At 48.1% G+C, this 26,480-nt stretch carries 21 protein-coding genes; 6 read left to right on the top strand and 15 right to left on the bottom strand.

From position 1 onward, the window contains the following. Window positions 1-254: 254 nt before the first annotated feature. The gene (locus NDI33_RS04985) at window positions 255-869 is read right to left on the bottom strand and encodes a hypothetical protein (protein WP_190676968.1); all 615 of its coding nucleotides are present in this window, start codon (window positions 867-869) and stop codon (window positions 255-257) included. 34 nt (window positions 870-903) lie between these two features. Next, window positions 904-2,259: a glycoside hydrolase family 10 protein gene (locus NDI33_RS04980; RefSeq protein WP_347275922.1), complete on the bottom strand. Its 1,356-nt coding sequence runs from the start codon at window positions 2,257-2,259 to the stop codon at window positions 904-906. 276 nt (window positions 2,260-2,535) lie between these two features. Between NDI33_RS04980 and NDI33_RS04975 the strand changes: the two genes are divergently transcribed. Next, window positions 2,536-3,033 (top strand): pentapeptide repeat-containing protein, encoded by a 498-nt coding sequence (locus tag NDI33_RS04975; RefSeq protein WP_190536536.1) that lies wholly within the window; start codon window positions 2,536-2,538, stop codon window positions 3,031-3,033. Window positions 3,034-3,155: 122 nt separating this feature from the next. Here NDI33_RS04975 and ftsY read toward each other — a convergent pair whose 3' ends face one another. From ftsY to NDI33_RS04945, 6 genes are all read right to left on the bottom strand, one after another. Next, window positions 3,156-5,036, bottom strand: coding sequence for a signal recognition particle-docking protein FtsY (gene ftsY, locus NDI33_RS04970; RefSeq protein WP_190676966.1), 1,881 nt, complete (start codon window positions 5,034-5,036; stop codon window positions 3,156-3,158). A 63-nt stretch (window positions 5,037-5,099) separates the two neighbouring features. Further along, complete coding sequence (gene nusB, locus NDI33_RS04965; RefSeq protein WP_190434112.1) at window positions 5,100-5,738, bottom strand: transcription antitermination factor NusB; 639 nt, start codon at window positions 5,736-5,738, stop codon at window positions 5,100-5,102. Between the two features lie 154 nt (window positions 5,739-5,892). Further along, a complete protein-coding gene (locus tag NDI33_RS04960) occupies window positions 5,893-6,615 on the bottom strand; it encodes a DUF502 domain-containing protein (protein WP_190414695.1) in 723 nt (240 codons plus the stop codon). 305 nt (window positions 6,616-6,920) lie between these two features. After that, on the bottom strand, window positions 6,921-7,820 hold the full coding sequence (locus NDI33_RS04955; protein WP_190676964.1) for a glycosyltransferase family 2 protein: 900 nt from the start codon (window positions 7,818-7,820) through the stop codon (window positions 6,921-6,923). A gap of 272 nt (window positions 7,821-8,092) precedes the next feature. After that, complete coding sequence (locus tag NDI33_RS04950; protein WP_206753522.1) at window positions 8,093-8,899, bottom strand: HpsJ family protein; 807 nt, start codon at window positions 8,897-8,899, stop codon at window positions 8,093-8,095. A 587-nt stretch (window positions 8,900-9,486) separates the two neighbouring features. After that, window positions 9,487-10,593, bottom strand: coding sequence for an adenylate/guanylate cyclase domain-containing protein (locus NDI33_RS04945; protein ID WP_190676962.1), 1,107 nt, complete (start codon window positions 10,591-10,593; stop codon window positions 9,487-9,489). Between the two features lie 227 nt (window positions 10,594-10,820). Here NDI33_RS04945 and dnaG point away from each other — a divergent pair, with 227 nt between their 5' ends. Continuing rightward, window positions 10,821-12,830 carry a DNA primase gene (gene dnaG, locus NDI33_RS04940; protein WP_190528154.1) on the top strand — a complete coding sequence of 670 codons (2,010 nt, stop codon included), beginning with the start codon at window positions 10,821-10,823 and terminating at the stop codon, window positions 12,828-12,830. Window positions 12,831-12,898: 68 nt separating this feature from the next. Here the strand turns inward: dnaG and NDI33_RS04935 are convergent, their stop codons facing one another. Further along, complete coding sequence (locus tag NDI33_RS04935) at window positions 12,899-14,140, bottom strand: FtsX-like permease family protein (RefSeq protein WP_190676960.1); 1,242 nt, start codon at window positions 14,138-14,140, stop codon at window positions 12,899-12,901. Between the two features lie 147 nt (window positions 14,141-14,287). On the opposite strand from NDI33_RS04935, the gene NDI33_RS04930 reads away from it, so the two are divergent. Then, window positions 14,288-14,962 (top strand): ABC transporter ATP-binding protein, encoded by a 675-nt coding sequence (locus NDI33_RS04930; RefSeq protein ID WP_190677103.1) that lies wholly within the window; start codon window positions 14,288-14,290, stop codon window positions 14,960-14,962. A 17-nt stretch (window positions 14,963-14,979) separates the two neighbouring features. On the opposite strand, the gene NDI33_RS04925 is transcribed toward NDI33_RS04930, so the two are convergent. The 5 genes from NDI33_RS04925 to NDI33_RS04905 form a co-directional block, all read right to left on the bottom strand. Then, entirely contained in the window at window positions 14,980-15,951 is a 972-nt protein-coding gene (locus tag NDI33_RS04925; RefSeq protein WP_190676958.1) for an NAD-dependent epimerase/dehydratase family protein, read from the bottom strand. Next, window positions 15,948-17,099 (bottom strand): hypothetical protein, encoded by a 1,152-nt coding sequence (locus NDI33_RS04920; RefSeq protein ID WP_190676956.1) that lies wholly within the window; start codon window positions 17,097-17,099, stop codon window positions 15,948-15,950. The genes NDI33_RS04925 and NDI33_RS04920 overlap by 4 nt, the downstream gene beginning before the upstream one ends. A gap of 82 nt (window positions 17,100-17,181) precedes the next feature. After that, a complete protein-coding gene (locus tag NDI33_RS04915; RefSeq protein ID WP_190676954.1) occupies window positions 17,182-18,759 on the bottom strand; it encodes a B12-binding domain-containing radical SAM protein in 1,578 nt (525 codons plus the stop codon). A 69-nt stretch (window positions 18,760-18,828) separates the two neighbouring features. Beyond that, on the bottom strand, window positions 18,829-20,109 hold the full coding sequence (locus tag NDI33_RS04910; RefSeq protein ID WP_190676952.1) for an aminotransferase class I/II-fold pyridoxal phosphate-dependent enzyme: 1,281 nt from the start codon (window positions 20,107-20,109) through the stop codon (window positions 18,829-18,831). Between the two features lie 285 nt (window positions 20,110-20,394). Further along, the gene (locus tag NDI33_RS04905; RefSeq protein ID WP_190676950.1) at window positions 20,395-21,498 is read right to left on the bottom strand and encodes an aromatic ring-hydroxylating dioxygenase subunit alpha; all 1,104 of its coding nucleotides are present in this window, start codon (window positions 21,496-21,498) and stop codon (window positions 20,395-20,397) included. A 188-nt stretch (window positions 21,499-21,686) separates the two neighbouring features. Between NDI33_RS04905 and NDI33_RS04900 the strand changes: the two genes are divergently transcribed. Next, window positions 21,687-22,868, top strand: coding sequence for an MFS transporter (locus NDI33_RS04900; protein WP_190414658.1), 1,182 nt, complete (start codon window positions 21,687-21,689; stop codon window positions 22,866-22,868). On the opposite strand, the gene NDI33_RS04895 is transcribed toward NDI33_RS04900, so the two are convergent. Beyond that, window positions 22,843-24,528 (bottom strand): GH3 auxin-responsive promoter family protein, encoded by a 1,686-nt coding sequence (locus tag NDI33_RS04895; protein WP_190676948.1) that lies wholly within the window; start codon window positions 24,526-24,528, stop codon window positions 22,843-22,845. The genes NDI33_RS04900 and NDI33_RS04895 overlap by 26 nt on opposite strands. A 356-nt stretch (window positions 24,529-24,884) precedes the next feature. Here NDI33_RS04895 and NDI33_RS04890 point away from each other — a divergent pair, with 356 nt between their 5' ends. Both NDI33_RS04890 and NDI33_RS04885 read left to right on the top strand, forming a co-directional pair. Continuing rightward, a complete protein-coding gene (locus tag NDI33_RS04890; protein WP_190676946.1) occupies window positions 24,885-25,859 on the top strand; it encodes a cupin-like domain-containing protein in 975 nt (324 codons plus the stop codon). A 78-nt stretch (window positions 25,860-25,937) separates the two neighbouring features. Continuing rightward, a complete protein-coding gene (locus NDI33_RS04885) occupies window positions 25,938-26,438 on the top strand; it encodes a sterol desaturase family protein (protein WP_190414655.1) in 501 nt (166 codons plus the stop codon). Window positions 26,439-26,480 lie beyond the last annotated feature (42 nt).

Raw genomic sequence — 26,480 nt, 5'->3', positions numbered from 1 at the left:
ACACTGACGTTTCAATTCAGGAGAGCCAAAATTATTGCCTGTGCCAGTTGAAAGAGCGCGTGTGTAGGTTGAAAATTCACAGCAGGTTGTACTTCATTACGTCGCAACCTGCTGTAGTTGCTGATAAAAACTACTTTCTTCCTAGTATTAGATTACCAACATTTAGTAGGCACTTTTGAGAAACGAAAGAAAGCAAAAAAAGTTAAGTTAACCGCTTTTAATTATTTAATCTACGGATACAGATTCTAGAAAACTCAGCCAGGTTTAAAGCGCAGCAAGCCAATTAGGGCAACGCCTGTAATGGCAGCGACAACAAGCCATGCCACGGCTAAACCGACTACCTCACTAACGAATAAGCGCGTCGCTTCGCGCAATAGTCCGCCAACAGCCCAACCCATTCCTAGCCCCATCGCCCAGCTGACAGAACTGACCAAGATCCATATCCAAGCTTTTTGCGCCTGCTCAAACAGGACAAGCCCTTGCAGCAGTCCCAGCAAAGCGCCTGCCAGTGCCCCATTTAGGATTCCAAAGATTATCCTGGCTTCAAATAGTAAGGTTTTGGGTGCCACCCAGCCGATGGCTCCGATACCACTGCCGCCAATGAAGCCCCAACTCAGTACGCTAGTGAGTACCCACCAACCCGCGATCGCATTTGGCATCCCTTTGCCCACCTCAACTCGTTGTCTGAGAACTAACGCTTGTGCCAAACCAACCGCAACCCCGCCGATTGCACCCTCTACAACGCCAATATCGGGTCTTTCACCCACCTCAATCCACAACAAACTGACTAAAAATCCTACGAGGGTGACAGATACCCACTGGAACCAAAAAATGTAGTAATTGGTAATCGGCGATTGGTCATTGGTCATTGCTAATTGCGGATGGCTAATTGCTAATTGTTCATCACCGATTACCGGATGGCAAAACCTGGGGTCGTGTAGCGCTGGCAGGAAAAAGTGCCCGGAATGCCTCTCGGCGTCGCTTTGGTGGCTCTGGAGACATATAACCCCACAAGCTTTCCCAGTAGAAGAAGGATACCCCACTAAAACCGCGATCGCGCACCGCCTGAACTTGCTGCTGAATCTGCTTCATGTCAACCGGACGACTCACTAAGCCTGATAAGATCCCGACACCCACTGGAATCTGACGACGCGCCATCTGCACAGAGGGTTGCGACAATTCAGCCAAAAAACTTTTTAGGTCATCTCGATACACTTGCAGTACCAACTCCTCCACCAAACCCCGTTGTACCCAAGTCTGCCAATCTTGAAGATAGAATCTGTAGGCAAAAGAGTAGGGGTTAGGAGACAAAGACACCAAGCAGCCAGGTTTGACAGACTTAATAGACTGAAAGAGGCGCTGCATAAAATCAGTAATCTTGTTTGCTCTCCAGCTCATCCACTCAGCATCTTTGGGGTTGGTGGGAGGGCTTTTACCCTGGTGTTCTTGCCGATAAAGCTCGACTGTAAAAGGGTCGTAGCCAAACTCAACCGGCAAGCCAAAGTGATCGTCCATCTGAATGCCAGCTACATCATACTCAGTGACGACTTCAACCATCAGATTTAGGATAAACTGCTGCACTTCTGGATGCAGGGGGTTAAGCCATACGACTTTCCTGGCAAACTGGTTGCGGATAAATTGTTCTACTTTTCGAGAAGCAGGCTGAACATTTGGCTTTGCCGGGTCGCGCAAGCCCTGTTCCAAAATCTCCGGCAAGATATTCTTGGTACCGTCTTGACGAAGCGAGATCCAGTCTGGGTGGCGCTTCGCCAGTTCTGAACTCGCAGGAGCCATAAACCCATACTCAAACCAAGGAATCACTCGAATTTGCTGTCGATTTCCCTGCTTGATTATCTCAGCGAGGACATCTCGCCCCAGCCCCAGAAGCTCTAACCCTTGGTCTTGAGGGCGACCCGTCTTCCGTCTTGCCACAGTGCTGGGGTAAAAAGTGTGTCCCCGATTCCAGACTACAGGGTAGACGGTATTGAAATGTAGTTGAGATAGCTGGTGCATCGCCCGGTTGACTCCCCAGGGCATAAATAGCACGGAACTCGCAACATTGGTCAACCAAACGCCCCGCAATTCAGTGGAAGCTACAGAAGGCGGGGAATTGGCTCTAAACTGGGGAGAATAAATGGAGAACGCGATCGCTAGCCCCAAACAGAGCAAAGAAATGAACCAGGTATGAATCCCCTTCCTTTGTCGGCGGCGCGACCTCCTTAAACCATTGGGCTTTGAACTTGCATAATTTCTAACCACGAAAAATACCTGCTAGATTGCTTCGGTCAATCCAACATCCAAAATGGCATAAGTTAAGTCCACCTCATCTGAATTTTTGTTCAAAAATTTGAAATTGAACCGCAACGCTGCCATTTGCTGAGTAAATCCGAATTTAAAATGCCTGATCGGGAACTCTAATATCCAATCACCTAGCATTGAGCCAGTCATGGCATGATTAATCTAATTATCGCGAACTTGACTGTTCTCGAAACAGCGTTGTAGTTTTTCAAGCGGCTCGTGAAAAATCGATCTAGTATGAAGCATTTTCTCCGACTAACAGCATTGGTTTTGGCACTCGTGCTTATCTGTTTTTCCCCTTCAGCACTCGCCGCTAGCTCTTCTTCCATTTCCCGTTCAGCTAGTCAAGGGGAACTTACGGGTAAGGATTTCTCCGGTCAAAACTTACAAGCAATTGAGTTTTCCAACGCCAACCTGGAAAATATTAACTTTAGCAATGCCGACTTACGGGGTGTGGTGTTTAATGGTTCAGTGTTGAGCAAGGCGAATCTACATGGAGCAGACTTTACCAATGGAATCGCCTATTTAGCTGACTTCACGAATGCAGATTTAACTGATGCAGTGTTTGAAGACGCGATGATGTTGCGATCGCGCTTTAACGATGCGGACATCACAGGTGCCGATTTTTCTAATGCGATTTTAGATGGTGTCCAAGTAAAAAAACTGTGTGCCAGAGCAACAGGTGTTAATTCAAAGACGAAAGTGGTAACTCGCGAATCTTTAGGCTGTCGGTAAAAACCTGTTTATCTAGATATTCGGGGCTATCGGTTTTCATACACAAATTTGCTGACAAATCAAAAACCCGTTTTCTTAAAGAAAACGGGTCTTTCAAGCTAAAAAATTAGGTTAGCAGACTATCAGCCACTCAGCAGGGCTTCTACAAATTCGTAGCTAGAAAAGGGACGTAAATCTTCTATACCTTCCCCTGCACCGATGAAGCGGATGGGCAAGCCAAGCTGTTGCACTACCGCTAGAGCCACGCCTCCCTTCGCAGTTCCATCTAGTTTTGTCAAGACGACGCCGCTGAGTTTTGCGGCTTCTGAGAAGACTTGTGCTTGACGTAAGCCATTTTGTCCGAGGGTAGCATCAAGCACCAGGAGGGCTTCTACTTGGGCGTCGGGAGCTTTTTTATCGACAATGCGGCGGATTTTGCTCAGTTCGTCCATCAGATTTTTCTTGTTCTGGAGACGCCCTGCGGTGTCGATGAGGAGTAATTCTGTACCCCGTGCCTGGGCTGCTGCGATCGCGTCAAACACAACAGCAGCCGGATCGGTATTCTGCCCTGGGTTGGCAATTACCTCAACACCACTACGCTGTCCCCAAATCTTGACCTGTTCTACCGCAGCAGCCCGGAACGTATCGGCAGCGCCAATTAAGCACTTATAGCCGGATTTTTGGGCTAAATGGGAAATTTTACCAATCGTGGTTGTTTTACCTGCACCATTCACCCCAGTCATCAGCCAGATATTCAGGGTGTCTTTTGTCGGGACAAAGGTGGGGCTGTAGGATTCCTGAATGGGTTGGTCGAGTAAGTCGCGCAGGATTTGCTTGAGGTAGGCGATCGCTTGTTCTGGCGGTAACACCTCATCTCGCAGCCTCTTTTGGAGCGTATTGATGATAGAGTCTGTCGCCTCAACGCCAGCATCTGCCTGCAACAGCAGCGCCTCAATCTCCATCACCGCGTCTTGATTCAACGGCCCTTGACCGACAATTGCCTTCAGCCGGTTGATCAAGCTGCGACGAGTTTTATCCAAGCCTTGCCGCAGTCGCTTCAGCCAAGTAATTTCTTCAATTGAAACATCCTCCACCCGACGCCCTTGAGCTGCCAGCACTTGCGCTGACCACATGAAGCCCTCATCGAAGGTAAGTCCGGGTATCGATCCAGTCTCTACGGTTGCCGCTGCTGGCTGCACGGGTGCCCTGGCAGGGTCTGGTTCTTGCGTCTCTATCGCTGTTGCCTTGAGGCGTTCTAGCCGCGCCTGTCGGTCTTCCCGTGCCCAGAAAGGCACCGGGGCAGTGGCAGTCTCATCTGTCTGGGATTCAGTCGCTGCTGGCTCTGGTGATGCCTCTGAGGGTACAGCTTCTAAATCGACGCCGGTTTCGGCGATCGCTGTCTTGACCTCTGGTTGCGCTGACTCTAATTCTGGGGGGGCGGCTTCTAAATCAATCCCGGTTTGGGCGATCGCTGTCGCGACTTCTGGCTCCCCAAACTCATCTGTTGTCGGTGCTTCTGCCTCGACTACAGGTTCAGGCGTTTGAGTCGGTTCTGCTTCTGTTTCTTGGGCTGTTTCTACCGGGGATGCTTCCGCTAGTGTCGGAGTTTCAGAAGTTTCTGGTGCCTCAGCTTCAACCGTCGTTGTCGCGGGTGCTTCAACTGATTGAGCCGTTTCAGCCTCCACGCTGACTTCTGTCGTTTCTACTTCTGCCGTTTCTGCAACAGTCTCTAATTTGCTGGGTTCCGCTGCCGAAGTGGCGGGTGACTCAGTTACCGCTGGAGCCGTTTCCACCTGGGATTGTTGCTGTTTTTGCTGAATATTTTTGTAGGCTGCCTTAGCGTAGCTGAGCAGGTCTTCAGCAACCTGCTGTGACTGAGCCTCTGTTGTTGATTCTGACGTTTGGGTTTCGGCTTCCGGTTGTAGAGACGCAATATCTGGCGTCTCTACATCGGTTTTTTCCCGTTCAACTTGGGAATCACTTGTTTTATCGCTAAACTGACGACGGAACCAATTAAAAACCATTGCACCTACAAAACTCAGCAGCAATTCAGGAGCTATTACTGCTACTAACTATAGAGAACTTTTCTACGTCGTGGGCGATTGAGCCTTAAGCTGGTCAGTGACTCGGCGCAGGACGCCTTGAATAAACCGATGCCCTTCTTCATCACTGTACCGTTTAGCTAACTCTATCGCTTCATTGACGGCAACTCTGTCTGGCACGCCAATATACATAATTTCTACCACTGCCACCCGCAAGATATCTCGGTCAATCCGAGGCAGGCGGTTTAACTGCCAATTCACCATTGCTTCGTCGAGCTGTTGATCGATCTCTTCCCGCTTGGCGTTGACTTTGGTAATAATTTCTAAGGCGTAGGCGCGAACTTCCTGCTGGTTTGACAGTTGAATAAATTCTGGCAGTTCTAGCGCAGTTCCCACACGGTTGATGGCTGCCTGAGTTAGCTCAATGGCTTCGTTGATCATCGCCTTTGCACTCTGAACATCCGAGGCGCGGGTTTCGCTACTGAGCAAGCGCTCGCTGGAGCGTTGAACTTCTGCTGCGGCAACTTCTAAAGTCTCTTGAACTTCAGAGCTGAGGGCGCGGATGGCAGCAGTGACTAAGCTGGATATTTGCTGGGTCGCCAGTCGTTCTACAGTCCCACTAAGCTGGCTAAGGCTGAGGAGAGCTAATTCACGGGCAATTCGGCGGGGTTGGCGGTTTTGCATGACAAATTCTAATGGGTAATCGGGAATGGGTAATCGGTAATCGGTCGTTGGTCAAAAGCTCATTCGTCATTGGTCATTAGCCAGTAGTAACGAAACAAGGACTAAGGACTAATAACTACTAACAATTACCGATTACTCATTCCCTCGTGATTTTTTAATCTTCCTCTGTAGGTAAAACCTGCCATCTTCCTTCAGAAACCAGGGGTTCTAGTTGGCGATCGCTACCAGTCGGAACCGGCACTAAGGGTAAGGGATTGGGACTGACAATTCCTCCTGAAACCACGACCTTGAAGGCATCTTCAATCGACATGGAGAGGTTCAGCACTTCTTCTTCCGGGACAACCGCATACCAGCCAGTGGTTGGGTTGGGCGTGGTTGGAATAAAAACGCTGAGCATGGGACGAGTCATCTGACATTGAATTTCGCTGCTCATCACACCTGTAACAAAAGCGATCGCCCAGACTCCTCGACGAGGATACTCTACCAAAACGACGCGGCGAAACTTGCCGTTTGTATCCCTTAGAATCGTTTCTAGTAATTGTTTGAGCGTTTTATAAACCGATCCGGCTAATGGAATCGCTTGCAACAGTCGCTCCCCAAAATCTAGAAGCCACCGTCCCGCAATATTGCGTGCCATTAAGCCAATCAGCATAATACACAGCAATGGAACTGCCAGTCCCACCAGCAGATTTAGGACATTCACCAGGATGGGATGCAGGCCATCGAAGGGATTTACCTGCTTTGGAATGCGGGTCAAAAAGTTGATCACCCAGCTGGCAATTGTAATTGTCAGCCAGATTGTGGTAGCCAAAGGAATGACAACCAGGAGACCTGCAATCAGGTCATTCTTTAAGTCCTGCTTGAAGCGTTGGATCACAGATTGCCCAATCTCCTTACAACTGGCGGTGCTTTCTTTATATCGGGATACCAATCTCACTCGGTGAGTGTTGGCTGAAAAAGTTCGTCAATCAACCCCAGAAGACACGCCTGCAAAATTGGAACCGGGCATTCTCTAAAAGATTGCTGCTCCTTCATGCATGACTTACCTGCCGCAACAGCGTAGGTTTGATTCTGGAATTGTTTCTTTTCTATCTTTATTTGTAAGACTTGTGAAGAATTGTTGCAACTCCCCAGGGATCTAGTATCACACTTTACACTTTAGCATTTACAAGTCCGTTACCTTTATCGAGGAGAGGAACTGACTGTCGTCGCATCCACATTCGTATCGTCTGGAGGAATTGGCTGACTTGGGTCATCCAGCGGGGACTGGGGAAGATGCTTAAGCTCCCAGACCTTGAGTAAGATGAGATATTCATAGAATGCCTGCAAAGTACACCAGGCAAATCCTCCTCGCCCGTCCAGAAAGCCACCCAGAAAGAAATACATATATACGAAGCGCACGAGCGGACGGAAGGGCAGCCTTAAAGACAAATCTTTGAGGGCGCGGCGTTTTTCTACTTCCGAACGACCCAAGAATAATTCTCGCCAGTTGACAATTCCTTTGTCTAACTGACGCAGGGTTTCAACGGCTTCGTCTGTAGAATAGCGGTTGTGCTTGTCGATCCAGCGACTCAATCCCTTACTACAGGTGTAGTGGGGATAGGTTTCTTTCAAGAAGCTGGTAGCTCCTTCGCAAACTTCCCGTTCGGTATGACCGTAGTCGCTAAACCAGACTTTGCCCGGTTTTAACAGACGCATCTGGTAGCGGGGATACTGGGTGCTGCGGCGAATCCAACTGCCCATGAACATGACGCGCTCTGCTGCATAGTAGCCGATATATTCAGTCGTTTTAATTGCTTCCAGGCATTCCTGAAACAGCTCTTTTGTCATCCGCTCATCAGCTTCGAGGATATAAATCCATTCGTGTTTGGCGGGGACTTCTTGAAGCATCCAGGTTCTTTGTCGTCCGTGACTTTCAAACCGATGCTTCACAATGCGCACATCGTAGCGACTGGCGATTTCGAGGGTGCGATCGCTACTGTACGAATCCACCACAATCACATCATCCGATAACATTGCCGACTCAATACAAGCGGCAATATCAATTTCTTCGTTATAGGTCAGGATGTAAATTGAAAACATGCGATGCCGTTCGTGAGAGGAAATAACCAATCCCTGCTTTAGGATGCACTTCAGAAAGGGAAATCCCAATCGCGTTGGGTTCCTTGGGGCGTTGTGACTTCAAAGAGTAGAAGTCTGTTCGTGGATGCTTTCTTCGCCGGATGAAGGATGAGAAATCGCAGCCTTCATCCTAGCCTACTCAACAGGCAGCTGCTTCGCCACCACTTCGCCGAGGGGAAAGCCTACAGCTTTTTCGGCAACTGAACCCCTAACCCCTCACAACTCGCGATTTCTTACCGCGCCTGAGCTTTCCGACGGCTTCCTCCCGAACCTGTCAACCCCAGTGCCGCAATGCTAAGGTAGCCAATCGCTAAGAGTAAACTGCTCAGACCATTCCGGATACTCGTCTTCAATAACTCGCCTTGAGCTTGTTTTTGGGCTTCTAGTTTGCCGCCTCGAACTTGGGTTTTAGCTGCATCGACTTGTGCGTTCAAAGCTTTTGGGTCTTGCTTTAACTTTTGTAGTTGATCTTTGAGTGCTTGCAATCTCGCCTGTTGCTCCCCTTGAACTTGACCGCTCTTGAGCGCCTGATCTAGTTCCGCAAGCTTCTTACTATCTTCAAGCAAGGCGGTAACTTGGGCTGACTGGCTGGCGATTTGAGTTTCAACTTGAGTGGCTCTTTGGTTAATTCGGGCGAGCGCTTCCTGGTTCAGCAGACGCAGGCTATTGATGTTCAGTAAGGGAACTGGCAGCAGGAAGCTCAAACCTAAAATAACAGAGAGTATCAACGCTCCGATTCTTACTATATCTTCCCACCCTTTTCGAGCTACTCCAGAGTTATTGTCAATCCAATATCCAGCGAACAGCAGCGCCAGACCTACCATTGGAATCACCCCTCTGTCAATTAGCTGCCCTGTCACGCCCTGTTGCCACTGTAGGAAGTTCAGCCGCCACTGTGGATCGTCCACGCCACTAGGTCTATTTGGCGGAATTAGAAAAACCGCATAGTCAACCAGTGAGGACACAATTAGGATCACTCCGACCAACTTGAGGATTTTGGAGGCAACGGAGGAAGGTTGACGGCTATTAGCTGCTTTCATGGTTTTCGTCGTGAGTTATGAATTTTTTACTTCAAACTTAACTGAATAACATACTGAGTGACCTATCTGCCCACCGGATAATTACGCATTTATCAAGGTTTAGAAGACTCAGTAAAGGAAGGGAAGTTTTCTTAGATTCACCCGTTGGCTTCAGGGAAGTTAACCCAGAGGACTTCTACTCAGTTGTTGGTACGCCGTGATTATCTTCAGTTTAAAGCTGCTGATTTTCCAGAGACTTTCTTAGCAAGTTCCATATCTTACATCAACTGGGTCTATCAGTGTTAAATAATCACAATTTGCAACTAAAATTATAAAATTTTGTAAGCATCGCAATCTTTATGTTCATCGTCCAAAAAATTCGCGTCCAGAGCGTGAGGAACTGTTAAAAATCAGTTGTTTTGCTTTTGCTCTAATAAATCTTAGCCGTTTTTTTTAAAGATGGCTATCGAAGAATGCAAGGCTAAAAAAAATAATAATATTTCCGGAAAGCGAGTTAACAGAAAAATAAAATTTATAAGAAAAATACATTGACGATGTCAATGTAAAAATTGCTCCCGCTACTCCTTTGAGTTCGGAGAGAGAAAAGTTCAGACATCACTTGCTTTGCTGCAAATTGCCTTCATTAACTCAATCCGATAAACCAGAATCGGTGCATCCAATCCTTTAAGATTCATTGCGTTACCCAGCCGGGGGCAATCCTTGACAGCACTGGCAGTGTCTGCGTCCATGAGTACAGTTTCGGTAAAAGCAATGTCGTTGCCTTGGCTTGTCGCCTGCACCCGTGCTGCTGTATTCACCGTCGTGCCGAAGTAGTCAAGCCGCTCGTTTAGGGTGACACTAATACAAGGGCCGACATCAATGCCAATTTTGAGGATGAGCCGATCTTCTGCGGTTAGTTGCAACTGTTGATTCAAAGCTTCCATCTGCTGATGCATGGCGATCGCGCTTCTCGTCGCATCAGCAGGCGCAGTGAATGCTGCCATCACCGCATCCCCAATGGTCTTGACAAACACACCATTGTGGGAATCTACTACCTGAAACAGCAGCTCGAAGTGTCGGCGTACTAGATGATAAGCCCGCGAATCTCCTCGCCTTGCGTAGAGTGCTGTCGAACCAGCCAGATCCGAAAATAAAATTGCTACCCGCCGGATCGTCAAACTCTCATTAGGCGGAATCGTCTCGCGGGGAAAAAAGTCGCGGAAAGTTTGCAGCGTCAGCATCTGGTGTCCGGAAACTACCCCATATTGAGCATCGACTTTAGCGCGGAAATTCGGATCGTCCGCGTCCCTTCCCAAGCGGCGCAATCGTTCATCAATACTAAACGTAATCCGCACCTGCTCATCAGCATCAGTGGCGTGGACAGTGTGACACTGTGGGCAGGTATGGTTTGTCCGCAGATCGTACAGACTTTTCGGCTTGAAGTCGATGCCCCGACACATGGGACATTGAATGTCCCAGTTGAGAGATAGGATGCCTTCTTTCAGAGCAGTGACTAAAACTCGCAGCGCCTCCCGTTCGCTTAAGTGCAATCGTTCGGCAATTCGGCGGGGGTTAGCATGGTAGAGTTCTCGGCTGTCGCTTTCCTGCAAAAATGCCGTCAGATGCTGCCGTACTGCTGGTTTAACCCCATAAGCTTCCAATGTAGCGGCAGCTTTGGCGATCGCGCTTTGGCGTCTAGGAAAAAAGTTAAGCACTGCCCGGTTTATCCTCTATATCGCTAGGTTGATTGAGAATTTTGGTAGCGTGCGACCCTGAGTGTAATCCCAATACAATGATGATTAGCGATTCAGTTTTAGCAAGATGAATGGGTGCCAAGAGTTATCTTAGTACCAGCTTAGAACATTACTAGGAAGACCCCTTTGTCTTTGTTTAGAAAAAAACACCAATCACAATTGGTTCTCTCAATACAAAAAACTAAGCTGTGCAAATTCCCCGGCTGCATCCAGACACGATTGAGGAAGTAAAGCAACGGGCTGACATTGTAGATGTCATCTCGGAATACGTCCTATTGCGGAAACAGGGCAAAGATTTTGTGGGTTTGTGCCCTTTTCATGAGGAAAAAAGCCCTAGTTTTAGCGTCAGTTCCAGCAAGCAGATGTATTACTGCTTTGGCTGTCAAGCTGGGGGAAATGTAATTACCTTCCTGAAGGAACATTCTAAGCGTTCTCTGGGCGAAGTCGTGCTGGATTTGGCGCGGCGCTACCAAGTGCCGGTGCAGATGCTGGAACCAGAACAGCGACAGGAATTGCAGCGCCAAATTACGCTGCGAGAGCAGCTGCATGAGATTTTGGCAGTGACTGCAAGCTTTTATCAGCACGCCCTCCGGCAAGCTCAAGGAGAGGTGGCTTTAGAGTATTTACGCTCGAAGCGGCAACTCTCGGAAGAAACCATCCAACAATTTCATCTAGGCTATGCACCAGCGGGTTGGGAAACCCTCTATCGCTACTTGGTGGAACAGAAACACCACCCGGTGCAGTTGGTAGAACAAGCGGGGTTGATTGTTCCTCGGAAGACGGGCGGCGGTTATGTAGATCGATTCCGCGATCGCTTGATGATTCCGATCCACGACAGCCAAGGGCGCGTCATTGCCTTTGGTGGCAGAACCTTGGGGGATGAGCAACCCAAGTATCTCAACTCCCCCGAAACTGAGTTATTTCATAAAGGCAAAACTTTATTTGCGTTGGATAAAGCTCGCGACGCGATTGGCAAGCAGGATCAAGCCGTCGTGGTAGAGGGATATTTTGATGCGATCGCTCTCCATGCAGCAGGCATTTCTAACGTCGTCGCTTCTCTTGGCACCGCCCTCAGCATAGAACAGGTGCGCTTGTTGCTGCGGTACACCGAATCCAAGCAGATTATCTTTAACTTCGACGCCGACGCCGCGGGGACAAAAGCAACTCAACGAGCGATTGGAGAAATTGCCAATCTCGCTTACCAAGGACAAGTTAATCTCCGAATTCTCAACCTTCCAGATGGGAAAGATGCTGATGAATTTATCCGCAAAGGCGGCACTCAAACCTATCGGGAACTGCTGCTCAATGCCCCGCTGTGGCTTGATTGGCAGATTCAGCAAATCTTAGTCGGAAAAAGCCTCAAACAAGCAGATCAATTTCAGCAAGTTACGGGAGAGTTGGTGAAGTTACTCAACAACCTCACCAACGACGATCAAATTACTTATTACATCAATCACTGTGCGGAAATCCTGAGTCAGGGGGATTCTCGGCGGGTAGGGTTGCTATCAGATAATCTTCTCAATAAAGTTGTTCGTCACTGGGAAGAACTCCTCAATCAAGATAATTCCCTACAGGTGCCGCTGCTAATTAACAATCTTCTCAAGCAAACCAAGCCTAATCAGAATAAACGTTTCCAGCCGCGCCGTACTGGTAGCAATAATAAACTCCAACAGTCATCTGTACCGGGTTCTTCGGAACGCAGTCTTTTAGAACGATCAGAAGCTTTACTCCTGCGCTTTTACGTCCATTGCCCCGAATATCGGCAGGCAGTTATTGATGTGTTAGAAGAACGAGATTTGTTCTTTAGCCTTCCCCACTACCGATTTTTATGGCTAAAAATTTTAGATATACAAAGGCATTCTGAGGCATCTAGAATAGAAGCGCCAGAACTGATATCTTCCCTACAAAACTTGTTGATTGAATTTCCTGACGATTTGGCTCAGGTATCTCCACTGTTTCATCTCGACGAGAATACACAGCAAGATATTCTTTCTCCTGAATTGATTAAATCAGCTGCCGCTTGTATGGAACGGGTAATGTGTGAAAACATCGCCCGCCGCTTTTTGGATTTATGGAAAAACCCCGACACCTCTATCGACCCTAAAAAAAGAGAATATTACTGCCAAGAATTTTATAAGGCTAAACAGCGGATCAAAGAGTTAGATGGGCAACTGCAATTTTCGTATTTTTATCGTTAATTAAGCGTGCGAAGCGAGGACGGCAACAGACGGCGTAGCTGCTATGGTCAGGTTAACGGTTCTAGGAATTACGCCTTGAAGACGATCGCGGGATCAACGCGAGTGACTTTTTGAATGGCAAAGATGGCAGAACCGACGCACATGACAACCGTGATTCCCAAGGCAGCGATCGCAGTCGCCGGAGTGATTAAAATAATGATTCCCTGACTGGAAAATGTCCAGGCTACCACTCCTAAGCAAAGAACCATGCTGGGAATATAGCCTAGAATTGCCATCCACAGCGCCTGTTCGATGATTGCACAGTAGATAACCCAATCGGACGCGCCCATCGCTTTGAGAGTGCCAAATTCCTTGATGTGATCGGATACTGACGAGTAGAGGATCTGACCGACAACGATCGCCCCAACAATGATACCCACCGCTGCACCAAGACCCAGAAGGAACCCAATTCCAGTTCGCTTTTGCCAGTAAGTCTGAGTCATTTCAATCATTTCGGCGTGAGTGTACGCACGGGTATCTGGTAAAGTGGCTTCTAACTTCTGCTTAAGTGCCTCTAAATCCTGACCCGGCTTGGCTTGAATCAACACATAAGTGATGGGGTCTGATGCGGCTAACGGTTTGGGTACAGAAGTAGCAGTGGGATCGAGCTTCTCATAAGTGTTGGTACATTGGATTCCCCTCGATCCTGATTGCAATCGACAAGACAAATTAGAAGTCTGACCGGAACTTAAGTAAGCGTTGGCACTCTCCAAGGAGGTAAACATATAAGCATTCGATGCAATTGAGCGATTTCTTTGGGTAAAGCCAACTAACCGTGCCGGTAAAGTACCCACTTCAGCGACATCACCGATCTTTCGTACCTTTAAGGCATCTAGGTTCGTTACATCCACCATTACGGTGTAAGGTTCTTTTAGGGCACTCACACTTCCTTGGGTGATATTTGTTGGTACAAACAATTGTCCGTTTGGGTTAAATCCGATGACTCTCACTGGAGCAATCTCACCTGAGGGATGACGCCATACGGAACCCCTAGCAATGAGTGCTTCAGCTCGCTCTACGCCTGCCACCTCTTGAGCCAGAACGACGTGCGCTTGGGGGATGGGCAACGTCAAGTCAAGGTACACCATACTCTTTGATGCCACCCAAATATCGGCTTGGGAATTGTCAATTAATTTAGCAGCGGAGCGACTAAAGCCATTGAAGATACCCGTTTGAATTGTTACCAGGCTAACGGCAAACATAATCCCTGCCTGAGCCACAAGTAAACGAGGAATGTCTTCGAGCAAGTGCTTCCGAGCCAGTGAAACCATAAGAAAAGATTGACGATTACCTGCAAGTTTGACCGAAAGTTAGGCTAAAGACTTAAACGGATAAGTGCTTCTCAAATTAACTCTACTGTGTTTAAAAAGAGCCGAATCCAGGATGATTCTACCGCAAGAGAATTTAATAATCGTCAAATGGGAGCGATTGTTGCCAAAGGGGTAGAGATGGCATTCCCTTCAGGGCAACAGTCTTATCAAGTTCTTAAAGGGATTGACTTAGAAATCTGTAGGGGCGATATCCAACTCTTGATGGGGCCGTCTGGATCGGGAAAAACCACTCTGCTGTCAATCTTAGCTGGGCTGCTGACACCCTCTGCTGGAAAGGTGTACTTACTCGGAGACGAGATTACAGGAATGTCTAGGGCAAAGCTAGCACGGTTCCGACTACACAATATCGGCTTTATTTTTCAGGGTTTCAACCTGTTCGGGGCACTGACAGCATCTGAAAATATTGAAATCGTGCTGAATGTTAAAGGCATTTGGGATAGGGTCGCCCGACAGCAAGCAAAAGTTTTGTTGGAACAGGTGGGATTAGGGGATAAAGCGAACCAGAAGCCGGGTGATTTGTCTGGCGGACAAAAACAGCGGGTAGCGATCGCGCGGGCTTTAGCAGGCAATCCCCAATTGATTATGGCAGATGAGCCAACCGCTGCCTTAGACTCCCATAGTGGGCATACTGTGATTGAGTTACTGCGTCAGTTAGCGAAGGAAGGCGGCTGCACGGTACTGATGGTGACGCACGATCCTCGGATTGTCGATGTTGCCGACCGAGTCGCTTATCTGGAAGATGGGGTTCTCAAGAAAGAATAGTGTAAATCGGGCAACATTCACGATGCAGCTTGCATGGTTCGGACAATCTCACTCAAGGTTTGTGATACTGAGCGGGGATGCCAACCGAGTTCCTGACAAGCTTTGGTGGCATCTACCCGGACGCAGCGGTCGTAAATGTAGTGAACGCGCTCCCGACTGAGGGGTGGCTGCCATTTGAAAAGGCGTCCGACTGGATCGAGTAAATTTCCCAAAAATCTCACGACCGGCTTAGGAGCTTCGGCGGGGACAGGAATATTGGTTTCCTGACTGAAGATCTCGAACATTTCGCGGGTAGTCAGCTCACCAGCAGAAATAATGTAGTGTTCTCCAGGTTGGCTTTTTGCTGCTGCTAGAATCATCGCCGCAGCTAAGTCATCCACATGGACAATGCCAGTAATGCGATCGCCTCCTGCCCACACCTTTAGCCGTCCTTTGAGAAATTGTTGCATCACGGGGCCAAAATGGGGATCGTCCGCCCCAAAAATCCCAGAAGGCAGAAGACTCACAACCGGAAGCCCTTGCGTCGCAAATCGATCCACCCATTCTTGCGCTTGGTATTTGGTGCGATCGTAGGCAGAGGAAAAGTTAGTCTGTGTCCGCTTAAAAGTTTCATTTACAAGTTTGCCCCCCGTATCGCCAAACACGCCAATGGTGCTGCAATAGACGACTTTGGAGACGCCAGCGGCTTGGGCAATTTCTAAAACCGAACGGGTTCCTTCCACATTTACCCGCTCCATTTCTGCCTCATCAACGATGCCCAGTTCTACATAAGCCGCCGTGTGAAAAACTGTATCTACCCCAGTCATTGCCCTTCGTAGGGCATCCCGGTCGGTGATATCTCCGTAAACCAACTGCACGTTGCAATTAGAAAGACGCGCTAGATTGCTCGATTTTCGGACTAGCCCCACCACAAAGTCACCCTGCTGCTCTAAAGCCTGCACTAAGTGAGAACCTGTAAATCCGCTGGCTCCAGTAACTAGCGCCTTCATAATGCTTTTTCGTAAATGCGGTAAGTTTTATAAATCTTGCCCCCCGCTGCTTCAATTAGCTTGCGGGAGGGAAAATTATCTTCATAGACCCAGGAAAGTTCCGCTTGCTTATAGGGTTTACCTTTTTGAATTCCCCCTTGCATTCCCAAATAAATCAAGGCGAGAGGCACCATTTTTCGGCGATATTCCGGCAGCGAACAAATGGCAATTACTCGTCCTCGATCAATTTGACGGCGATACCAAAGGAACTTAAGAATTCCCAGCCAATTTAACTTTCCATTGACGTGTTTTAGAGGGATATTGTAGTCGGGTAATCCCATCCAAAACCCAATCATTTCCCCGTTATATTCGGCAATTGGAAAGACATCCGGATCTACTAAAGTCTGTAGTTCTTTCGCTTCTTCTAAAAATTCTTCCTGGCTGCGCGGGGTTGAACTCCAGTTATTAGCGAAAGCGCGGTTAAAAAGATGATAAAGGCTGATGCAATCTTGCTCAAATCCTTCTCCTTTTGTTCTTAACGGACGAAAGGTAACACCTGATTTACAAGCAATCCGATAAGCTTTCTCAAATTCTGCTGATAAGGGTTTATCTAAAGAAAAATTATAGGCGTAAGCATCCTTAGCTTTATGCCAGCCATCTTTCTCTATAAATTCTGGATAGTAGGACGGATTATAGGGCATCATCACCATTGGTGGCGAGTCAAATCCGTCTACTAAAAATAAACAATTATTGTGAGTTGAGAGGTCGATTGGACCCCGAACAACCGTCATGCCTTGCTCCCGCAACCAGTTGCAGGCAGTCTCAAATAAGGATTGCGCGATCGCAAAATCTTGGACACACTCAAAAAAACCGAATAACCCAACATTTTGCCCTTCTCGTTCAATCAACCGATGATTGACTGCGGCAACAATACGTCCTACCGCCTGAGAACTATTTGCTCCCTCAGAGATAGCAATAAACTGTTGTAGTTTCCCGTACTGAAGGAACGGATTACTAGGAGTGAACTGCTTAGCAATACTGCTGCGAATTGGCGCTACCCAGTGAGGGTCATTCGCATAAACCCGCTCCGGAACATCCAGAAACATTTTGGTTTCTTCCGGAGTTGTTACCGCTTGAATTTTAACCTTTGTTGTTTGCTCTCCCACCATTTTTATAGTTGTAAAAGTGTCTAATGAAACAACTTTTATTTAGCTTTCCGAATTCCTTGATAAAGTCAATTCATTAAATAACTTAGCTTGCCAGAACCTTTTCTTGAGGAGTTTCTGTTCCTTTGTTCGCTAGATATTCGGTAAGCTGAGCTTCGATTTCGTCGCGCACAATTTGACGGTACTCGATGAAATGCTCAATATGGGCGCAATTAATTAAATAAGACTCAAATACACCCGGATTGTGCTGGATGATAGAGAACATCTGACGCCAAAACTGGAAGCGTGTATTGCGCTTCAGCCCCTGTCGCCAACAAATAATAAATAATGCCTTGATATCTGTGAATCCCGGCATTCGGAACTTCTTCTTGTGAGGAGTCGGCTTCATTTCTAGGAAGTGTCGATGGACTCGTGCCAGATAGCGAGCTGGTTCATACAGTTCCCAGAAGCAACTGACGTATTCACGAGCCAATTCTTCTAAAGGACGACTGGGGATAAAATTGGTAAGCGTTGTCTGGTGGATATTCGCCTCTTCACTCCCCTCCAGCAAACGACCCTCTTTTTGAAGTCGATGCCACAGCGCTGTATTGGGCAAAGCCTGAAGCATACTGAACAGTGCTTGAGGAATTGCTGTCGCTTCCACAAAATCAATAATCCGACGACCTGCTCCAGCCTTTTCACCATCAAAACCAATGATGAAACCAGCCATCACGCGCAAACCCGCCCGATTGATTTTCTGAACCGATTCCATCAGGGAATTGCGCGTATTTTGGAATTTTTGAGTCAGAGCCAGACTCTCTGTGTCCGGTGTTTCGATGCCCAAAAACACTGCACTGAAGTTGGCAGCGACCATCAAATCCAGCAATTCCTCATCCTGTGCTAAGTCTACCGAGGCTTCCGTCGAAAGGCGGAAGGGGTAGCCGCGAGCTGCCATCCAGGGACCGAGTTCGCGCAGCAAGAGCTTGACGTTGCGCTTGTTGCCGATGAAGTTGTCATCAACCACAAAAATAGAGCGCCGCCAGCCTAAATCATACAGAGCTTGTAACTCAGCGAGCAGTTGCGCGGGGGTTTTCGTGCGTGGCTTGCGCCCATAGAGAACAATGATGTCGCAGAACTCGCACTGGAACGGGCAACCCCGCGAAAACTGCACCGACATATCGTTGTAGGCAGTTAGATCCAGCAGGTCGAATCTGGGAATGGGTGTGTTCGTGACATCCGGCTTTTCGCCATTGGAACGGAATACCCCCTCGGTTTCACCCCGTTCTAAAGCCTCGACTAAGAGCGGCAGGGTAATCTCGCCTTCGTCTAAAACCAGAAAGTCTACTCCGGCTTCCTGTGCCGCATTTGGAACTGAGGTAACGTAGGGACCACCGACCGCTACCAATTTGCCGCGCTGCTTCGCTTCGCGGATCAGGTGTAGCATATCGGGTTTCTGGACAATCATCCCGGAGATGATGACGAGGTCTGCCCAAGCCCAGTCTGCTTCAGTCTCACATCGAACATTGCGGTCTATTAAGCGGAACTCCCAAGTTTGGGGCAGAATCGCTGCGACTGTAATCATTCCCAGCGGAGGAAGCGATACCTTCCGTCCGATTAGTTCTAGCGCTTTGTCAAAAGACCAGAACGATTTGGGAAATTGTGGATAGAGGAGCAGTACACGCATCACGCACTCCAAAAAAGGGGTTAAGCAAACGGCTAGTCATAGGGCAATCTCAGCTTAAGCCTGGTATTGCTATGCACTAATCGTTGGTTTATACAATAAGTCCCGAACGGCTACCATTCCTGCCACCAAACGATCCATTTCCTCGTGAGTGTGGAGAGCGTTGACGGTAATGCGGAGGCGGGGTTTGGCAATAAACCAAATCGGAGAGACCCAAAGACCGCGCTCTTGCAAAAGTTGTCTGCCAAAGACCTTGGGATTAATCTCCGACTGTAAAATGACTGGGACAACGTTGGTCTCGCCAATTGCGGCAAAATCATTTTCAGCTAAGCGCGATCGCAAGTATCGGGTATTTTCCTGTAGCTTTTGGACTCGTTCTGGCTGTTGGCGAACGATACGGATGCTTTCTAAGGCAGCAGCCGTGGTTGGGGGCGGTAAAGAAATGGTTCCAATTGAGGTGGGAGAAACATTCAACAGAGGTTTTAACTCTGCGACGTGGCTGCTAATGGCGGCTCCGGCTGAGGCGGCAAACTTAGAGAAAGTCGTCATAATCAGCGGCACGACGCCCCGCTCAATCGCATAACTGGGCAAAATGCCAAAATGCTCGTAGATCCCTCTTCCCGTGGCTCCAATGGCACCGCTGGCATGAGCTTCATCCATTACCAGCACGCTGCCCTCGTATTTTTGCAGGACACCGATCATGTCGAGCAGCGGCGCGATATCCCCATCCATTGAGAATACGGCATCGGATACAACCAGAATGCGATCGCCAGGTCGGGCATATCGATGGAGTTTCCGCGCTAAATCCTCCACATTACAATGGCGGTAAGCTTTTACACGGGTGCGGGGGCTATTGCCAAACACTTTTCCAGAACGAGTCCCCGCATTGACGACGGCTGAGACAATGCAGCCATGATTGAGGACATCGGTGAGAATTAAAGTTTCGCGGGTGTTCTGAAATCCCGGCACGGGAATTGCCAGGTGGCAGAAGGCATCCATTAAGGCTTGCATCGCCATCCAAGCGTTCAGAAATAGCTGGGTATGGGGCAGATGCTTAAAGGCTGAAATCTCGTCCTCTAGCTGTCGATGCAGATCGATTCGACCGCTCAAGACGGAGCAGGAGCTGTTTGACGTTCCGTATTTCAAGATGGCATCAATGGCACCTTGCTTAACGGCTTCTTCGTGAACTAACCCTAAGACATCATTGGTGCAGAAGCTGAGAACGGTTTGACGCTCACCCGTCGCCGTGTCTTCAATCTCGACGGTATTCCCCTGCTTCTGATGACAGATATATTCATCGGGGTCAAGTCCGCTCTCGTACCAATGCTGGACATATTCTTTGACAATTTGCACAAGTTGACTCCTCTCAGCTTTTACCAGATCGGCGATCGCCTCTGGCTCAACAGTAATATTTGCCAGACTCGGTTTCTGCTATCCAGGTCTGACGAAACGCCCGAAGGAAGAAGACCTAATAGTGTTTATAAATATATTGCTCCAGCTCACTTGACCGTAGGACTGAAAAAGGGCTAGAGGATACGCCGCTGCTGAAATTGCCTTCATCCGAGTTGAATTTTCTTGGGTTAGTTCAGATGGCTCTCTTGCGATCGCGTTAGCCTAGCGCTGACAAGTCAGTTCGCCTCACGAGAGAGAAATAGACTTTTCTGACTTCCCCTGATGATTGTTTTGCGATTGACTAGATTCTTGCACAAATTTCTCATATTGCCGGACAATTAGCCGCTGGATAGCAATAATTGCTGGGTTAATTTCTACATAACGTCGCTGGGGATCGGCTAAGTAGGTTCGCTGCTCGCTTTCGATCATCTCGATATCTTGGGCGAGAAATTTCAACAACACAAAGCGCGGCAGCAGGTTTTGTAACAAAGGCTTGAGCGGGTTGAGTACCCATTTGGGCAGGCGGACTTTGAAAAAGAAGAAGGCAAAAGAGCGGCTCTCGGTTAAGCCGACGGGCAATCGCATCAAGTATAGGGCGGAAACTCCCTGGAGAACGGTATAAAAATGAGGGTAGCGATACTGAATTGAGATCGGCAAGGTGGTAACTTGGTCAGCGCGATCGCTCAATCCGAGAAACTGAGCCATACGACCTTTGTAGGAAACATTGTATTCGGCGCAGACTGCCGCGTCTGTCTCCCGCAGACTCGTTAGCACCGGATCGAACCAACCCTGCAATTTTTGGTGCAGAAAACCATGAAAAACATCCATCGTGTTCTCATTACAGATGGAAAAATGGGCTTGGAAGTGGGCATTCACGGGCACCATTAACCAATCTGGCTCATCAAATTCAGGGATATCCGGTGGCTGACAGGTGGTGGCAAGGGCGCGATCGCCAGGGAAGATCCAGATAAGATTATATTTTTCTTGCACTGGATAACTGCGGGCTTGGGCGCGGGGAAGTTTTTGGGTGTCGGGAAGATAGGGAATGCTGACACAATGACCTTCACCGTCAAATTCCCAGCCATGATAAGCACACGCCAAGTTACACCCTTGGACGGTGCCCTTGTGCAGTGCGATGCCTTTGTGAGGGCAAGCATCCTCTAAGGCATGGAGATTCCCTTGAGTATCGCGAAAAATTGCGATCGCTTGCTGCCAAATGACGACAGGCATGATATCACCGGGCTTCAGTTGGTCTGCCCAACCCACCGGATACCAGTGATTCCCATTGATGCCCACCTCTCGAACAGCATTCTGAACGGTCTGGCTGGTTAGCGTTGTAGCCAGTTCCATGAATTGTGCCTCTGTTGCCTGTTTCTGTGACAATATTTAGCTTCCTAGTCGCCGATAAGTCAATATCAATTTGTTTTGTCTTTTGGGATTTTTCAAATGATGAATCACCCATCACCCAGAACAGCCCAAAATAAGTTGATTTCCACCTATCTAGGTTATGATGACCAAAAATTGCAGGTTTCTGGCTTATGTTGGGCGATCGCAGACTGTTAGTGCTGCTGGCAGCAGGCTCCCTGACTACCATGACGGGGGGAGTCATTGCGCCAATTTTGCCAGAAATGGTACAACAACTTCACCTCGATCCTGCATTTGCCGGTAATTTGGTGAGCCTTCATTGCCTGACGATTGCCCTATTCAGCCCACTGCTAGGGATTTTGGCAGATCGAGTTGGTCGGTTACGGGTGCTAATTCCTTCCCTAATTCTCTACGCAGTGTTAGGCACGGCAGGAGCTTTCATGCAAACGCTGACGCCGCTGTTAGTGATGCGGGGGTTGCTGGGTATCGCGAGTGGGGGGATTGCCGCGGCGAGTCTGGGCTTGCTGGGGAATCTGTATGAAGGCGAAGCGCGATCGCAAGCTTTAGGTTACGCAACCAGTACCCTAACTCTGACTGGTATTGCTTTTCCGCTTTTAGGGGGCTGGGTTGGTGCCACTCACTGGCAATATGCTTTTTATCTGTATGGGCTAGGGTTGCCGCTAGCGTTTTTGGTTGCTTTAATTTTGAAAGAAAAGCCACCGAAGCTTCGGGTTAAAGAACGCGCCACCGATTCCAACCAAAAGCTGGGTAAAATCATCGGACAGCCCCACGCCTTGCAGTTGTTACTGACCCTTTGCTTAGCCTCAGTGGCAATGTATGCTGTCGTTATTTACGCACCCCTTTACCTCAAGGCAACGATAGGGGCAGGAGCATCTCTCAATGGGATTGTCCTGGCATCGCGGGCAGTTGGGGCAGCGGCTGTCTCCGCTTTTGCTGCGAAGGGACTCGCCAAGCGACTCGGTTTAAATCGAGCCACCGCAACCGGATTTGCCCTGATGGCATTAACCTTGGCAACCATCCCACTGCTGTCCCAACTCCTCTGGATTTTGATAACAGCGGTACTCTTCGGGGTGGGATTTGGGATTGTGCTACCCAACCTCTATAGCGCTTTAGCCGATCTCGCCCCCTCACAACTCCGGTCTAGCGTGCTGGCAATCGGAACGGGTGCCGGTTTCCTCGGACAGTTCCTCTCCCCGATTCTCCTAGGGCCAGCGATCAATTATGGCGGCTTGCCAGGGGTCTTTTATGGGGCAGCGAGTGTCTCGATGGTGGCAGGATTGCTGCTTTTCTTTGGTAGCAAAGACAAATTTAATCGCGATCCTCTGGAAGTCTAACCTCTTGCTCCACTTTCAGTCCAGCTAGAAAATTCCGATCTTCGCTAATATGGGGAAATTTTAGTTGAGAATCCGGAATTCCCCTTTCTACTTGACGTTGGCGAACTTTGGCAAAGCTGCCAGGAGCCAGAATTCGCAGTCGGGGAGGAGGCACCTGATCCTTGCGTTTGGATTGATAGTAAACGTTAGTTTCCTTGAGTTTACGGTCAAAGCTGGCTAAAAAAGCAAGGCGATCGCTCAAAATATGACCATTAACGAGTTCAATATTCACGAGATAATGGGCGGGGAACTCATTTTCGGACAAAGTGATACAAAAATCCTCTAATGGCAAGCCAAATTCTTGTTGCAGGCTTTGCATCACTTGAGTGGCATGAAATTCAGTCGTTTTCTCCGTCGTGGAAGACAAGATCCCGCCTCGACGGTGACGGAATACAATCAGAGGAGCCTGCTCGTAAAAGCCTAGAACTTCGACAACATCACCAATATCGTAACGGTAGAAGCCGCTATAGTTGGTCATCAGAATCCGGTAAAGTTCTCCCGCCTTCACTTCCGTGGCAAGTAAGGTTTTGGGATGCTCTACTTCCCACTGGTCTTGCGGGATAAATTCAAAAAAGCCTGCTTCAATAGCTAAGATGCTGCCATCGTTGTTGAGGTCGTGGTAAATACTAAAGGTGCCTTCAGCGGAGGCGAAAACGGCACCAAAGCTAGGGATGTCGTCAAAGTAGGTGGGAAATCGCTCAAAGTAAAAATCTGAGGTTCCTCCCCGTGCAGTGGCGGTAAAAGATAGCTCAGGCCATGCTAGTTTTGGGGTAAGCCGTCCCTCTGATTTTAAGATTTCACGCAATTGAGCGGCGCGACCTGGATTTGCTGACCATTGCCGTTCCAATTTGGCTCGAAGTTCGGGTTCGAGTGTTAACCAACTGGCAATGGTTCCGGTTTCGATGTCTCGGATCAAATCTTCCGCGTAGCGTTCTAAATAGTTGCAGATTCGCAGGATGAGCATGGGAAAATTGGCTCCGATTCCGCGCATCGAGCGATCGCGCAGGGCAAATAAGAAGCAAAGATAATGGCGGGTGATACTATCCGCTGCTTGTAGGGTTTCGTAAGGATGGGCAAAGAGTTGTTCGTAGAGAAATTTGCCCATGCGGAGGACGCCTGTACCTCCCGGCCCATATTCAATCCCGCCACTGGTGCGTCCCGTTATTTGGGCGGTGTTGGTGACTAACAGTTTGCCAAATTTTCGATCTTGCGAACGCAGCGCCTCACCTAAAAAGCCGATGCAAGTCAGATTCGCCCATCCCAACGAGTTCTGAAATCGCTGAGTCACCGGGATTAATTTCTGATTTCCCGTCGAGCCACTGGTCGTATTGAGATAAACGACCGGATCTGGCGTTAAAATATTTTTTTCACCTTGGGCAATGCGTTCAGTATAGGGTTCATAGCTGCTGTAAGGCAGAATCGGAATCTGTTGTTGAAATTGCTCGATTGTTCTGATATCTCTCAGTCCATATTTGCGACCTAATTCGGTATCTTTATGAGCTTGCAATAGCTCCTTTAATAACTGCTCCTGTACAGCAGAAGTCCGGCGAGTTTTTTTCACAAAATTCGCCCTGGCACGTTCAGCAATCGTTGTCAAAACTGGTAGCAATAGATTTGCCATTAGTGCATTAGATCCATTAGCAAGAATAACTAGATGTCGATTAAAGCAGATTTTTTCTTTTTCTTCAAACTAAATGCTAAACTTCGCTAGTAGTTATTCTTCATAATGTCTTTATTAAGGACTGATGAGCGATGAAAACGAAGCTTTTTGGGGACAGTTATAGCAGTTCTATAGGAGTTGTAAATTTTATGAACTGCGTTGGCGAAGCCTGCGCGTTGGCATTAGCCTCGCGTTAGCGATAGCGCTTAGACGCCAAGAGCGCTAAGGAAGAGAGAAAAGAGATATCTAAGCTTTCATAAATGAATTATGATTATATATCCAACTATTATTGACTCAAAATAGGTGAGGAGATAGGTATGGAAACCAAATCGGAAAATGTCATAAACTTAGACTTGGAAAAGCGGGTCAAGCCAATCGAACGAGTGGATATTTCATCGATAACACCAGAAACATTTTTTGAAAAATATCAAAAAACCGGAAATCCTGTTATCATTACGGGCTTATTGGAAAGTGAAGGTGACTGGAATTTAGACTATTTATGTGAAAAGTTTGGCAGCCAAGAGTTAATCTTCCGAAATCCAGGGCGGGAAAGGGAAAAGCAGGAAAAGCGCAAATGGAAAAGCATCGGCAGTGGCGTAAATCTGCAAAGTATGCCATTCACAGAATATGCAGAGATGTTGCGTAACCATAAGGCTCATGAAAATGACATTAACCTAGGAAAATGTCCCCTCAAAAATACCCCGCTTGCTAATACCCAGTCTTTAAAAATCATTGGCTCTCGGCTAGGTTTAACGAAACCTGCGAGCGAACTGAACATTTATGTAGCTCCGGGAGGTCATCGCTCAGGCTTACATTATGACTCAGTGGACGGCACGCTGATGCAACTGCATGGTGCTAAAAAAATAGTGTTTTTTCCACCCTCAGAGACATACAATCTCTATCCATTTCCGGTGTATATTCATTTGCGCCACGGATTGAAATTGCGTTCTTGGTTTAGTCAGGTGGATCTGGAAAACCCTGACTTTAAAACAATGCCAAAATTCAAGCAGGCACTCCAGCATAAATGCGAAGTAATCCTTGAGCAAGGTGAAACACTTTATATTCCTGCCGGTTGGTGGCATGAAGTCATCGGATTGGGCGATGAAATGGTGTGTGCAGTCAATCGTTTCTGGAGGATATATCCTACATCACGAGCCGTGTTCTCTTGGAGTCGATGGCGTGCAGCTTGTGGAATTATATTTGCCTTACCCTATACTTTTTTGAATTTCGCGATCGCTCTCGGCAGCAGCAATAGAAAACAAAAAATTAGTAAGATTTCCCATAGGATATAACCGTCCTAGCTAATCAAATCGAATAAAAAAGGCTTCAGGTGTGTTGATATACAGAAAAAGTGTGAGGAATGGGAGTTTATGACCTTATTAGCAAAACTTTCTGTAGGAATGGCTTTTTTTTGTGTGGCGTTTGTCTTGGCAAGTCTAGTGGAATATTGGCTACATCGCTTGATGCACGTCTCGCCTCGGATTGGCGAACGTCATCGAGATCATCACCGTCGTAACGAAGGACAGGGGGTGTTGTGGGAGTTTCGAGACTATGTTAGAGGCAGTTTGCTAGTAATGTGTTTGATGTTTTTCTACTCGTGGGAGGCTGGAATCGGTTGGTTCCTTGGTGGCTTATTCTATGCTGCATTTTCAGCCTATGCCCATCAGCTACAGCACGAAAACCCAACCAAGTGCTTCTGGATGAAGATGCCGGTTCACTACGTGCATCACAAATATGGAATGTGGCATCACAATTTTGGTTTGGGGGTGGATTGGTGGGATCGGGTTTTTGGCACTTACAAGCCTGTAGAATGGCTGGGCGAAGAGGAACTGAGTCAATCACGGGGTTATTTGCAACTCCGGTGGCGGTAGGCGTGTCCTAGCTGGAATGGGATTGACGCAGGTAGCCGGGAA

This window comes from Trichocoleus sp. DQ-A1, assembly GCF_039961955.1.
Lineage (GTDB): Bacteria > Cyanobacteriota > Cyanobacteriia > Cyanobacteriales > FACHB-T130 > FACHB-T130.
Note: the sequence above shows the minus strand (reverse complement) of the source record. Positions and strands in the feature narration are given on the sequence as shown.